A 12,863-nucleotide genomic window follows, 5' to 3' on the forward strand; every position below is an offset into this window, starting at 1 on the left:
GTTATTCCTTCTTCTTGTTCAATTCTTTCTCTTCTAATCGGTCAGCTTCTTCACGAGTCATTTTCCAACGTTTATGAGACCACAACCAATATGCCGGTTCTTTACGAATCGTCTGTTCTAATCTATGAGCAAACATTTCCGTGATTTCTCCTTCTCTTGTTTCTTTCGGTGTTTCCGTCATCAACTTGAACTCCGCTTCACAGTATCCTCTGCGATTCTTACTAAGTTCACAATAGAAAACAGGGAAATTCATCATTTTGGCAATTCGCTCCGCACCATTCAGAAAAGCAGTTTCCTGTCCTAAAAAAGTAGTCCAATATTTATCATATCCACTAGGCCATTGATCAGTAATCAAACCGACTACCATCTTTTTTCCATCATGTTTGAGCTTAATAATTTCACGGGCTGTAGAATGTTTCGGAATATTATACCCCCCGAAACGAGAACGAATACGTTTAAACAACTCATCCAAATATTTATCCCTCAACGGTTTATAAACCTGTACGGGAACATCCCCCGGTTTCATGATTGCTCCCATGCCTATCAACCACTCATAATTGGCATAATGAGGAATCATTACTATAATACCTCCATACTTTTCAGTCAGTTCAAGATATTGTTCCGTATTCTTATAAGTCATTCTCTCACAAAGTTCTTCAGCAGACATATGCAACAATTTCAAATCTTCAAGCATATAATCCGACAAATAGCGATAAAACTTGCGTTCTATCTGTAATCTCTCCGCATCAGTTTTTTCCGGAAATGATCTCAATAGATTTCCCCGAACTACTTTCCGACGATATTTTCCAACACGATACATCAGCAGATAATTAAAATCCGAAAGCATATATAAAACCCGGAACGGAAGAGCTGAAAACAGCCACATTCCACTGTATACCAACCAATAGATAAGTTTTGATTTCATAACTTATATCATAATTGTACCTTTAAGTGCTGTCATCTCCTCATTAAAATCTCCCAGACGTACATTAACCACCTGATTATCCAGCGAGTCATCACTTTCCACCTCTACACGAATATAATTCTCCGTAAATCCGTGCATCGGAGCACCAGCTTTCGATTTTTCCATCAACACCGGCATTGTCTGCCCGATATGACGTGCATAAAAAGCCTGTGTCTTTTGGTCCGATAGTGCCAACAGACGCTGACTACGCTGATGCTTCTCTTCCGGAGAAACCACATATTCTATTTTTAAGGCTTGCGTTCCGGGACGTTCGGAATAGCTAAACACATGCAACTGCGTCACATCCAGACCGTCAATAAACTGATAAGCCTGTTCAAAGTATTCGGGTGTTTCTCCACGGGTTCCCACAATCACGTCCACTCCGATAAAAGCATCCGGCATCACCTCTTTTATCTTCTTCACTTTCGAAGCAAAAAGAGCAGTGTCGTAACGACGGCGCATTAACTGCAAAACTTCATCGCAACCGGATTGCAAAGGGATATGAAAATGAGGCATAAAACTGCGGGAATGAGACACAAACTCGATAATCTCATCAGTCAACAGATTGGGTTCTATGGAAGAGATACGATAACGTTCGATTCCCTCTACCTGATCCAATGCTTTTACCAGATCAAAGAAACTCTCTCCTGTTGTTTTACCAAAATCTCCGATATTCACTCCGGTCAGAACGATTTCTTTTCCACCTTCAGCAGCTGCCTGCCGGGCCTGCTCAACCATGGAAGCAATAGTCCCGTTACGACTTCGCCCGCGGGCGAAAGGAATCGTGCAATATGAACAGAAGTAATCGCATCCATCCTGCACCTTCAAGAAGAAACGGGTACGGTCTCCCCGTGAACACGAGGGAGAAAACGAACGGATATCTTTGGTTGTAGTAGTGATAGCCTCTCCTTTTTCATGCTTTTGGAGGTCGCCCAGATATTGAAGTAGTTCTCCCTTCTGTTCCGCTCCCAGCACTACATCTACTCCATCAATCTTTGCCACGTCGCCGGGCTTCAATTGCGCATAACATCCGGTCACTACCACAAAAGCACCGGGATGCTGCTTTACCAGGCGATGAATGGCTTGCCGGCATTTTTTATCCGCCATCTCCGTCACCGAACAGGTATTTACCACACAGATATCTGCTTTCTCTCCTTTGCGCGCAGTCCGGACTCCTGCCTCACGCAGGATTTTACCGATAGTTGAAGTCTCTGAAAAATTTAATTTGCAGCCTAAAGTATAATAAACGGCTGTCTTATTTTGAAATACAGTGGTATCTATCATAAGCTGTTATAAACACATTAACTTTGCAAAGTTACACATTATTATCAGTAAAACACTTTAGGATACGAAAGTTTATTCCTATTTTTGCACAATTCACTAAAAAACGTGCAATGATTAAAGAGAATTTCATTAAACTATACGAAAATAGTTTTCGTGAGAATTGGGATCTGCCTTGTTATACTGATTATGGAGAAGATACCCAATACACATACGGTGAGGTAGCTGAAAAAATCGCCCGTTTACATCTGTTATTCAAACATTGTAGCCTTCGCAGAGGAGATAAGATTTCAGTTATCGGCAAAAATAACGCTCATTGGTGCATCGCCTATATGGCAACGATCACATACGGAGCGATCATTGTCCCTATCCTTCAAGATTTTACGCCTAATGACGTTCATCATATCGTCAATCATTCCGAATCTGTATTCCTGTTCACCAGCGACAGCATTTGGGAGAATTTGGAAGAGGAAAAATTAACGGGACTACGGGGAGTATTCTCATTGACTGATTTCCGGTGTCTTTATCAACGTGACGGGGAAACCATACAGAAGTTTCTGAAAAATACCGATAAAGAGATGCATGCTTTGTATCCGAAAGGATTTACCCGTGAAGATGTTCAGTACACCACTTTATCCAATGACAAAGTGATGCTGTTAAATTACACTTCCGGAACCACTGGTTTCAGTAAGGGTGTGATGCTGACAGGAAACAATCTTGCCGGCAATGTCACTTTCGGTATTCGTACCGAACTCCTTAAAAAAGGGGATAAAGTGCTTTCTTTCCTTCCCCTCGCCCACGCATACGGTTGCGCATTCGACTTTCTGACAGCAACGGCTGTCGGCACCCATGTCACTTTGCTTGGAAAAACGCCTTCTCCTAAAATTATAATGAAAGCTTTTGAGGAAGTGAAACCTAACCTTATTATTACTGTCCCGCTAGTGATTGAAAAGATATATAAGAATATTATCCAGCCACTCATTAATAAAAAAGGTATGAAGTGGGCACTCAATATCCCTCTGCTCGACACCCAAATCTACAACCAGATACGTAAAAGACTGATTGATGCACTGGGAGGACGGTTTAAAGAGATCATTATCGGTGGCGCCGCTATGGATAAGGAAGTAGAAGAATTCTTCTACAAAATCAAATTCCCTTTTACCATCGGTTATGGAATGACAGAATGCGGTCCGCTTATCAGCTACGCCCCCTGGGATGAATTTGTACTAGGTTCTTCCGGAAAGATTCTAGATATAATGGAAGCACGTATCTATAAGGAAACCCCGGAAGCAGAAACCGGAGAAATCCAGGTTCGGGGAGAAAATGTGATGGTGGGCTACTACAAGAACCAGGAAGCAACGCAGGAAGTATTCACGCAGGACGGCTGGCTACGTACCGGCGACCTCGGTTCCATGGACAGCAACGGAAATATTTTCATCCGGGGACGACTCAAGACTATGATCTTAAGTTCTAGCGGACAGAATATCTTCCCCGAAGAGTTGGAAACCAAACTGAATAACCTGCCTTTCATTCTCGAAAGTCTTGTTATCGAACGCAATAAAAAATTAGTGGCACTTGTTTATGCCGATTACGAAGCGTTGGATTCTCTCGGATTAAATAATCCGGATAACCTGAAAACAATCATGGATGAAAATCTTAAGAACCTGAACAGCAACGTAGCCGCTTATGAGAAAATCAGCAAGATCCAACTCTACCCTACTGAATTTGAAAAAACGCCCAAAAGAAGCATAAAAAGATACTTATATAACAGTATTGCTGTCGATTAGCATGTTCTAAAACATATAAAAAGGGGAGAAAAGTGGCCAGTTACAAAAAAAAATATAAAAAAAGTTGGCGTTTCGAGAACAACATATTGAAAAAGTACATACCTTTGCATCGTTTTAATAAAGCAATTGATTGTATTACGTTTTTAAAAAGCAAAGAAAATGAAAAAATTAGTTTTGATGGCCGTAGCTATCGTAGCAGTATCATTCGCATCATGTGGTAACAAAGCAGCTGACGCAGCAAAAGCAACTCAGGATTCTATCCGTATCGCTGACTCAATCGCAGCAGTAGAAGCAGCAGCTCTTGAAGCTGAACAAGCAGCAGCCGCAGCAGCAGATTCTTTGAATGCTGATAGCACTGCAACTGAAACTGTAGCTGAATAATTCAGAAACAGCTTAGAGAGAATTGAAAGTCTGCCATGCGAAAGCATGCACAGACTTTTTTTTATGCCTTTATTTTAGCAAGCCACACGTTATTTAGCGTATGAACTTTTCACAAAAGGAGCGTTCAATAAATAATCCAGACTTTCTTCTACACTTTCCTCTACCGGAACACTATACTTTTCGATTTCAGCAACGAGATAATTAACGCCTGCAGTTTTTGCATTCTTAAAGATAGCATCAAAACCGACCATTCCACTTTGTCCAATCTCTCTGTGATCTTTCACATGGAATATCTGGAAGCGACCGGGATATTTATTAAAATAATCAACAGGACTGTTTTGTCCGCGAACTACCCAATAAAGGTCCATCTGGAAGAAAACATATTCAGGATTCGTATGTTCCAACATATAATCATACATCACTTTATCTTCTACCTTCTGAAATTCATGAGCGTGATTATGATATCCGAACGACAAACCTTGTTGTTTGCAACGCTTGCCTATTTCATTATAATATGCACAATATGTTTCTAAATCCTTGAGCGTCTTAGGTACATCCATCCATGGAGCTACAATATATTTCATACCGGCAGCTTTGTGATCGGCAATACATTGATCCCACCATTCAAGTGACTTTGAATAGTCGCCGGAAGCCAATTCTTCTTTAGACAATTGTCTTGTACAATGTGAAGACAAAACTTTTAATCCTGCCGATTCGACATCTTTCTTAAATTGTTGGGGAGTACGATCATAAAACTTACCGTTGTTATAATTGGCTGCTTCAACACCGGTATATCCCATGTTTGCCAATTTCTTCAGAAGAGCAGTATAAGTGGGGTCACACTTACCATTTTTGTTGTCTACCTTGTTTAATATATCTCTGACAGAATAGAGCTGAATTGCTACTTCTTTTTTAGCTTTTTTCTTGGTTTGTGCCGTTACTGCCAGTGGAATCATGAAAAGAGCAGCCAATGCACAGATATAAATTCTAGTTTTCATATAATAGATATTAGTGTGGGTTACAATTATTCAGGTTTACATAGAAAAAAACAGGCACGGATTACACAGACTTCACGGTTACTCCATGGCAATCGCCATTCAAAAAAAACGTGAAATACACGTAACCCGTGCCTTTCTTTATTGCTATTCGATTAGTCCAAAACTTTCACGCGGATGTTACGGAACCAAACATCGTCACCGTGATCTTGCAAACCAATGAAACCTTCGTGATTTTCGCCACCGCAATTATTCAGCAATTCAAATGCCAAAGGCCATTTTTCTTCACTGAACTTACTTGCTTGCAACATATCAGTCCATTGTTTTGTCCACAAATGATATTCAAGTACGTTTTCATCGTTTTGTCCGTGAACAACAGTGCCTTTATAAACCATAATCTTAGCCTTGTTCCATTCGCCAAACGGTTTAGAGTTTTGAGGAACTGCCGGAATCATGTCATACAAAGAAGCCGACTGACGATTGTTGTCCTTACCCAATTTTGCATCCGGATGATTGGCATTGTCCAACACCTGATATTCGGGCGCGGAAATATAAATAGGCTCAAGCACATCATTACCGTCTTTATCTTTCGATGTAACTTCCTGAGCTAAATAGAAAATACCGGAGTTACCACCTTTAGAAACCTTCCACTCCATCTCCAGTTCGAAGTTTTTAAACTTGTGAGCAAAGATCAGGTCACCACCATCACCGTCTTGAGCTTCACCGCCACCAGAACCGTTGAATTTGATACAACCGTCTTCAATTGTCCATTTAGAAGGAACACGGTCTTTTCCATAACCACGCCATCCGTTAAATGTTTCGCCATCAAAGATTGTGATATAACCATTTTCATCAACAGGCAGATTCAAGCTATCTGTTTCTGCCGCTTTCAATGATTTAGAGTAAGTCAACGCAACTTTTTGCTCTTCCGGAGCATTTGCTTTCTTCTGACCACCGCAAGAAGCGAAAACGCCTGCAGCAAGACAACAACAAGCTAATGGATAAAATACTTTTTTCATGATATCAACTATTTAATTTTTAATCTTTAATTTTTAATCTACTTTTATCTTGGCATATCAGGCAGTCTCCAGCCTTCACGATAATTATGTTTCACTAATTCAGCCGCAAACTGTTTTGCATTGATCGGATCTGTCCATGTCTTATCAAATGTAGGATGACCATTATGAATCTTGAATCCGTCTTTGATAACAGTACGAATGGTTTCGTTATCACCGATATTTGTAAAACACATGTTAGCTCCATCCCACTCGAGAGTCTTATTCAGAGCTTGCAAACGAATAGCCAATACACCCATTGCTACCATTTCATTCATAGGTCCGGCTTCTGAGAAGTCAGATTTAGTCATGATACGATTAGATTTATCTTCTTTACATGCACGTACCCAATCCATTTCGTGACCACCATTCATTGCTTTAGGAACACGACGGCAAACCTTCGGTGCATTTGGTTTACGACCTGAAAGCAACCAAGGATTCTGTCCATAACATCCGCAAATCAATGTATCTTTTGTTCCGTGGAAAATAGTCAAACCACCACCGCTCTGCATCAGTTGTTTTCCTTCTGGGAATCCTTTCGGACGTTCTGGCATCATACCGCCATCATACCAATGTATTTCCACTTCAGGCATAGCTACTTTCGGCATATTTTCACGAGCAGGGAAAATCATTTTCACGTGTTGTGCCTGTGGAGCACAAGCATTCAACAATAATGTCGATGAACCTTCCACTTTGGTAGGATACTGCAATTTCAATGCTTTAAACGGCTGATGCAAAATATGACAAGCCATATCACCCAATGCACCTGTTCCGTAATCCCACCATCCACGCCAGTTCCAAGGATGGTAAATAGCATTATAAGGATTCATTTTAGCAGGACCTGTGAATAAATCCCAATTCAATGTGCTAGGAATTTTATCAACCTTTTCAGGAACATTCAATCCTTGAGGCCAAATAGGACGGTCTGTTGCACATTCAACTTTCGTTACGTCACCGATTTCACCATTCCAAATCCATTCACATACTAAATCCGTACCTTCATCCGATGCCCCCTGATTACCCATTTGGGTAACCACGCCCGTTGATGCAGCCAGTTTTGTCAACAAACGAGATTCATAAACAGAGTGGGTCAATGGTTTCTGACAATATACATGTTTTCCCATTGTCATTGCGTCAGCAGTGATAATAGCATGAGTATGGTCGGCAGTTGCGATAATCACACCGTCGATAGATTTACCCATTTCATCATACATCTTACGATAGTCCCAGTATTTTTTAGCCTTGGGGAATTCGTCGAACACGCCTTTTGCGTACTTCCAATCCACATCACAAAGAGCCACAATATTTTCAGTGCCCTTTACGTGATTAATGTTGGCATGTCCCATGCCACCAATACCCACAGCTGCAAGATTCAGTTTATCAGTAGGCGAAATATGCCCGTGACTCATACCTAAAATTGTACTGGGAGCAATGGTTATACCTGCTAAAGCAGCGGCTCCCGTTTTGAGAAATTTTCTCCTCGAAATGTTTGACATGATTTTATTTGTTTAAGGGTTAATAATCTTTGGAAGGTTGCCGTGCAACAATCCATATCCATTTTTCATGTTTTTTCTTCGTTCGCGTATTTGCTCCAAAGTGCGCAAATTACCAATAGCGGGCAAATCGTGTTTGCGGGTATCTTTCAAGAATGTCCATGCATATTCGGATGCAATAGCCGAATCGCGCATTAGCGGTAATCGTGAACTGCGTTTTCCGGTTTCTACCGAATCAGCAAACAGGTCACACAACACGTCTATATTCTTGCCGCCGAAAGGTTTCTCTACACGGATGGTCTGATTGACACCGTGTAGGTCGACAACAGCAGTATTGAAGTCATGCGTCATACGCACAACCCCTTTTGTACCTATAATATCTACATACGAATTATGTGTCTGGTCTTTAGATAATTGCCCATAAACAAATCCTTGGGTAATATCAAAAACGACCCCATTTTGAAAAGTTCCGTGACATTGCACCCACCAAGGATCTTTATAGTTCCACATATTCACTCCCTGGGCATTCCATGTTCTATAATCACATCCTGCATACCAACGGGTAATATCTACGTAGTGCATTCCACAATCATGGAAAGCAGGTCCCTCATACTCATGACCTTCACCTGGTGCCAAGCCGGGAGTCATGTGACAAATACGAATAATAGCCAGCTCTCCGATTTCCCCTTGCTGGATATATTCCTTCATTAAATTATGATACCAGGAATTTCGCAGATACAGATTTACCGTAGAAATGAGATTTGTGTTTTCTGTCATTTCTACAACTTTCCACTCATTTTCCATTGTATCTGCAACTGGTTTTTCTGAAATAATGTGTTTGCCGTAACGAATAGCTTTTTCTATTTGTTCCATCCGCGAGTCAGCCAAAGTGAAAAGCCCGACTACCTGCACACTTTCATCCTCAAAAATCTTTTGATTATCTTCTACTATAATAGAGTTAGGGGAAAGCTTTTTAGCCAACTGACGTGATGCCGGATCGGTATCACAAATATAAGCAATATTCCACCGATCACTTTTAGTCATCGCTTCCCAGTAGAATCTTCCCATCCTACCAAAACCGATAATTCCAACTTTAATTCTCGTGTCTACTGAAGATTGCGTGTTCATAATTAAACATAGTGAATTTAAGTACAAATAATAGATAAAACATCAACTTCTAACTACCAAACTGATGAGCTAAAAACTGATATTGCAAATCTAGCCAAATAAATAACGGCTTATTTGACTTACACTACTTTATGTAGATATAAAAATAGCATTTTTTACTATTAATCAACAACTTAGCTAACTTGACACATCAAAAAAATGTAGATGATTTGGAAAGTATTATAATGTTAAAATGATAATTATGTCTCTTGTGTTGAACTAATTTTCATAATTTCATTCTCAAATTCATCCCTGTCGACGGCTGCCTTATTTCTCATTTTCGTACGATAATTATAAACCGTACTTGTAGAGCAACGGAGAAAGTTCGCTATCTTTCCACTATCCGTAATACCCAAGCGTAATAAAGCATAAATACGAAGTTCTCTATTCAATAAAGCATCCGGTTTTAAAATAATTTTCTCTTCATCTTTCAACAGAGCGTTAAAATCAGAAACAAAAGTAGGATACAAACCCAAGAAGACCTTATCAAAACGAGTATATAAAGCGCTAAGTTCATCGTCGATAAGCGCAGATGATTTTAGCTTCTTAATCAGTTCATCATAGTATTTATTAATAGCTATTTTATACAGCATATTCTGATATTTCTCCATTTTATGGATATAGCTAAAGCATACGTCAAAGAATTCGGCTATATAATACTCCTTTATACTATTAATTTCGCACAACTGATTATTTGTATCATTCAGTTGGCTGTTCATGCTATTCAGTTTGTTGTTCAATCGCAAAAGTTCCTCATTACTCTGTGCCAATGCCTGTTTTATTTTCAACGTCTTTTTCATCTGAATATAGATGAAAAGCACCAACAGGACTAAAAGAAAAAGGATAATACTTGTAGAAATAAGAAAAGTAGTCAGATGCGACCGTGATCTGGCCTGCTCCGCCTGATAAGCTGTATTAATAATAGAATTAAATTTATAAATTTCGATGGCACGGAAATGAATACCGGAAGATATAACGTCATCGATAGCAGACTGTGTAAATTTAAAGGCATCAGCTAAATTCTGTTCATCATAGGCTATCAATGCAAGAGATTGCAGGGATGCATTTTCCCGCGTAGCATTCCGGGTATCGGCTATTGCCGACAACATCAGGTATTTTTTTTCCTCATCATACTTTTTCTGATGGTGACATAACCTAGAATACGAATGAGTTATCATGGCATAATTAGGCGTCCCCACTTCTTCAATCTCCAACAGTTCCTTAAAAATCTCTTTCGATTTCAATGTATCACGCCAAATATAATAAGAAGCCTGGGACATTCGATAATCCCAAGAAGTGTGGTCAATGAGGGCAAACAGAGAATCTTGATAAGCAGCCTGCTGCTTACCATACAGATTATTGGCGACAGAAATCGAATAGTGTCCCCAAAAACTGGAATAAGTTTGATAATAGTTTATTAATAAATCTCTGGGAAGTTCTGAAGTCTTTATACTTTTCAAAATAATCTCCGCTTCGCGGAACCTGCCACACATCGAATATAAAAGGCTAAGATGTAAAGACGACTGGTTGGTGAAATAAGGTCTATTCAACTGGCGGGAAATCTCAATATTGCGATCAACATAATGGATGGCTGAATCAATATGAAACTTTTTATATTCATTATATAACCGTAGATTGATTCTATATTCTCCTTCAAGAGTCAAACCGGGACTTCTCAACATACATTTTATCCGGTTTATCCGATCCTCTTTCTCTTTAACAAAGACGTGTTTTTCATCTATCACTCTACGCAAAGAATCAGTCAATAGTTTCAACTCATTATTTGCATAAAGAACACTGCCAATTCCCAAAGCAATCAGCAGAAGCAAAAACCTCTTCTTTAGAAAACAATAGTTGAATTTCATAATAGTAATAGCAAAGATAACAAAAAAAAGCGATTTATTCGTTCAGAACAAATCGCTTTTCATATATGAAGTAAATTTGCTCTTATTCAGCAACTACCTCGAAAGGAATTTCTACCGAAACCTCCTTGTGAAGCTTAACGATAGCCTTGTAGCTACCAACTTCTTTCACAGCGTCTTTTACAACGATGATCTTTCTGTCAACTTCATGACCCAGTTTAGACAATGCTTCAGCAATCTGGATGTTACCAACAGAACCGAAGATAGTACCGGTTGAGCTAACTTTAGTTGCGATAGTCAAAGAAACGCCTTCCAACTTAGCAGCCATAGCTTCAGCATCTTTCTTGATTTTCTCAAGTTTGTGAGCGCGCTGTTTCAGTTCTTCAGCCAACATTTTCTTTGCAGAAGGAGAAGCGATGATAGCTTTTCCAGTCGGGATCAGATAATTACGACCGTATCCGGATTTCACGTTTACGATATCGTTCTTATAACCCAAGTTTACTACGTCTTCTTTTAATATAATTTCCATACTTTTCCTCCTTCTTATTTCATCATGTCAGTTACATAAGGCAGCAATGCCAAGTGACGAGCTCTCTTCACAGCCTGCGCGATACGACGTTGGAACTTCAAAGAAGTACCTGTAATACGACGCGGAAGGATTTTTCCTTGTTCATTCAAGAATTTCTTCAAGAATTCAGGATCTTTGTAGTCGATATACTTAATACCACTCTTTTTGAAACGGCAGTACTTTTTCTTCTTAACGTCTACTGACGGCGGAGTTAAATATCTGATTTCTGATTGAACTTGTTGTGCCATGATTAATCCTCCTTTTTGTTTGATTTAACACTTCTTCTTTTTGCAGCGTATTCAGCAGCATACTTATCCATCTTGAAAGTCAAGAAACGGATTACGCGTTCATCACGACGGAAATTAATTTCCAGCTTGTCAATTACAGTAGGATCTGCATTGAACTCAATCAGTTGATAAAAACCTGTAGACTTTTTCTGAATTGGGTAAGCCAATTTCTTCAGTCCCCAGTTTTCTTCATTAATAATCTCAGCACCTTCAGCTTGAAGAACGCCTTTGAATTTTTCTACCGCTTCCTTCATCTGAACATCAGATAAAACGGGAGTTAAAATGAAAACGGTTTCGTATTGATTCATACTTCGTTTAATTAAATAAATAAATTATTTGATTTTAAATGCGGGTGCAAAGTTAGACATTTTATTTTGAACTACAAATATTTAATCTTTTTTTGTATCCGAAGATAGGATTTATCCGGGAAGAGACTTACCTTTGCAAAGTTGTTTAAACAATAATTTCATGATAGAGCAATTTAATTTCGACATTCGACTTATATTTGCCATATTAAATGGCAAAGTTTCTGCGGCAATCAACCGGAAACTGTACCGTAACTTCCGTCAGAACGGATTGGAAATCAGTCCCGAACAATGGACGGTACTCATTTTCCTGTGGGAAAAAGACGGCGTGACGCAACAAGAGTTGTGTAATGCAACTTTTAAAGACAAGCCCAGCATGACCCGTTTGATAGATAATATGGAACGGCAACATCTTGTTGTGCGCATTTCCGATAAAAAAGACCGCCGCACTAATCTGATCCATCTGACCAAAGACGGGAAAGAACTGGAGGAAAAAGCGCGTGTCATTGCCGGACAGACTCTGAAAGAGGCTCTTCACGGTATCACTCTCGACGAATTGAGCATTGGACAGGAGGTACTGAAAAAGGTGTTCTACAATACAAAAGATTAGATAGAAGAACTTCTCTCCAAATCATAAAATCCACTAAATCGTGCATTTATAATGGAATTTTTATCCAAATAATTTCGCCCGTTAAAGAATTATGCTTTAATTTGTGAC

The 12,863-nt window shown here is 39.5% G+C and carries 13 protein-coding genes; 3 read left to right on the forward strand and 10 right to left on the reverse strand.

Going from position 1 to position 12,863, the window contains the following annotated elements; translation table 11 throughout:
• Window position 1: 1 nt before the first annotated feature.
• Window positions 2–925, reverse strand: a complete 924-nt coding sequence (locus tag KTR06_RS10110; RefSeq protein ID WP_217290311.1) for a lysophospholipid acyltransferase family protein — start codon at window positions 923–925, stop codon at window positions 2–4.
• 3 nt (window positions 926–928) lie between these two features.
• Window positions 929–2,248 (reverse strand): tRNA (N(6)-L-threonylcarbamoyladenosine(37)-C(2))-methylthiotransferase MtaB, encoded by a 1,320-nt coding sequence (gene mtaB / locus KTR06_RS10115; RefSeq protein WP_217290312.1) that lies wholly within the window; start codon window positions 2,246–2,248, stop codon window positions 929–931.
• Window positions 2,249–2,358: 110 nt separating this feature from the next.
• Between mtaB and KTR06_RS10120 the strand changes: the two genes are divergently transcribed.
• Window positions 2,359–4,032, forward strand: coding sequence for a long-chain fatty acid--CoA ligase (locus tag KTR06_RS10120; protein ID WP_004299337.1), 1,674 nt, complete (start codon window positions 2,359–2,361; stop codon window positions 4,030–4,032).
• 159 nt (window positions 4,033–4,191) lie between these two features.
• Entirely contained in the window at window positions 4,192–4,413 is a 222-nt protein-coding gene (locus KTR06_RS10125; RefSeq protein ID WP_004299336.1) for a hypothetical protein, read from the forward strand.
• An 89-nt stretch (window positions 4,414–4,502) separates the two neighbouring features.
• Here KTR06_RS10125 and KTR06_RS10130 read toward each other — a convergent pair whose 3' ends face one another.
• The 8 genes from KTR06_RS10130 to rpsF form a co-directional block, all read right to left on the reverse strand.
• Complete coding sequence (locus KTR06_RS10130; RefSeq protein WP_008025008.1) at window positions 4,503–5,411, reverse strand: sugar phosphate isomerase/epimerase; 909 nt, start codon at window positions 5,409–5,411, stop codon at window positions 4,503–4,505.
• Between the two features lie 152 nt (window positions 5,412–5,563).
• On the reverse strand, window positions 5,564–6,427 hold the full coding sequence (locus KTR06_RS10135; protein WP_004316253.1) for a DUF1080 domain-containing protein: 864 nt from the start codon (window positions 6,425–6,427) through the stop codon (window positions 5,564–5,566).
• 44 nt (window positions 6,428–6,471) lie between these two features.
• Complete coding sequence (locus tag KTR06_RS10140) at window positions 6,472–7,959, reverse strand: Gfo/Idh/MocA family oxidoreductase (RefSeq protein WP_009040855.1); 1,488 nt, start codon at window positions 7,957–7,959, stop codon at window positions 6,472–6,474.
• Window positions 7,960–7,971: 12 nt separating this feature from the next.
• The gene (locus KTR06_RS10145) at window positions 7,972–9,084 is read right to left on the reverse strand and encodes a Gfo/Idh/MocA family protein (RefSeq protein WP_004299332.1); all 1,113 of its coding nucleotides are present in this window, start codon (window positions 9,082–9,084) and stop codon (window positions 7,972–7,974) included.
• 239 nt (window positions 9,085–9,323) lie between these two features.
• On the reverse strand, window positions 9,324–10,988 hold the full coding sequence (locus KTR06_RS10150) for a DUF6377 domain-containing protein (protein WP_004299331.1): 1,665 nt from the start codon (window positions 10,986–10,988) through the stop codon (window positions 9,324–9,326).
• 82 nt (window positions 10,989–11,070) lie between these two features.
• Window positions 11,071–11,514, reverse strand: a complete 444-nt coding sequence (gene rplI, locus KTR06_RS10155) for a 50S ribosomal protein L9 (protein ID WP_004307965.1) — start codon at window positions 11,512–11,514, stop codon at window positions 11,071–11,073.
• A gap of 14 nt (window positions 11,515–11,528) precedes the next feature.
• Entirely contained in the window at window positions 11,529–11,801 is a 273-nt protein-coding gene (gene rpsR, locus KTR06_RS10160) for a 30S ribosomal protein S18 (protein WP_004307964.1), read from the reverse strand.
• Window positions 11,802–11,803: 2 nt separating this feature from the next.
• Window positions 11,804–12,148, reverse strand: coding sequence for a 30S ribosomal protein S6 (gene rpsF / locus KTR06_RS10165; protein ID WP_004299329.1), 345 nt, complete (start codon window positions 12,146–12,148; stop codon window positions 11,804–11,806).
• Window positions 12,149–12,308: 160 nt separating this feature from the next.
• Here rpsF and KTR06_RS10170 point away from each other — a divergent pair, with 160 nt between their 5' ends.
• Window positions 12,309–12,755, forward strand: a complete 447-nt coding sequence (locus KTR06_RS10170) for a MarR family winged helix-turn-helix transcriptional regulator (RefSeq protein ID WP_004299328.1) — start codon at window positions 12,309–12,311, stop codon at window positions 12,753–12,755.
• Window positions 12,756–12,863 lie beyond the last annotated feature (108 nt).

It is taken from the genome of Bacteroides sp. MSK.20.12, from assembly GCF_019052435.1.
GTDB classification, from domain to species: domain Bacteria; phylum Bacteroidota; class Bacteroidia; order Bacteroidales; family Bacteroidaceae; genus Bacteroides; species Bacteroides xylanisolvens.

Coding starts and splice junctions, on each gene's coding strand:
- KTR06_RS10110 (WP_217290311.1), bottom strand. CDS start 925: ATGAAATCAAAACTTATCTATTGGTTGGTATACAGTGGAATGTGGCTG.
- mtaB (WP_217290312.1), bottom strand. CDS start 2,248: ATGATAGATACCACTGTATTTCAAAATAAGACAGCCGTTTATTATACT.
- KTR06_RS10120 (WP_004299337.1), top strand. CDS start 2,359: ATGATTAAAGAGAATTTCATTAAACTATACGAAAATAGTTTTCGTGAG.
- KTR06_RS10125 (WP_004299336.1), top strand. CDS start 4,192: ATGAAAAAATTAGTTTTGATGGCCGTAGCTATCGTAGCAGTATCATTC.
- KTR06_RS10130 (WP_008025008.1), bottom strand. CDS start 5,411: ATGAAAACTAGAATTTATATCTGTGCATTGGCTGCTCTTTTCATGATT.
- KTR06_RS10135 (WP_004316253.1), bottom strand. CDS start 6,427: ATGAAAAAAGTATTTTATCCATTAGCTTGTTGTTGTCTTGCTGCAGGC.
- KTR06_RS10140 (WP_009040855.1), bottom strand. CDS start 7,959: ATGTCAAACATTTCGAGGAGAAAATTTCTCAAAACGGGAGCCGCTGCT.
- KTR06_RS10145 (WP_004299332.1), bottom strand. CDS start 9,084: ATGAACACGCAATCTTCAGTAGACACGAGAATTAAAGTTGGAATTATC.
- KTR06_RS10150 (WP_004299331.1), bottom strand. CDS start 10,988: ATGAAATTCAACTATTGTTTTCTAAAGAAGAGGTTTTTGCTTCTGCTG.
- rplI (WP_004307965.1), bottom strand. CDS start 11,514: ATGGAAATTATATTAAAAGAAGACGTAGTAAACTTGGGTTATAAGAAC.
- rpsR (WP_004307964.1), bottom strand. CDS start 11,801: ATGGCACAACAAGTTCAATCAGAAATCAGATATTTAACTCCGCCGTCA.
- rpsF (WP_004299329.1), bottom strand. CDS start 12,148: ATGAATCAATACGAAACCGTTTTCATTTTAACTCCCGTTTTATCTGAT.
- KTR06_RS10170 (WP_004299328.1), top strand. CDS start 12,309: ATGATAGAGCAATTTAATTTCGACATTCGACTTATATTTGCCATATTA.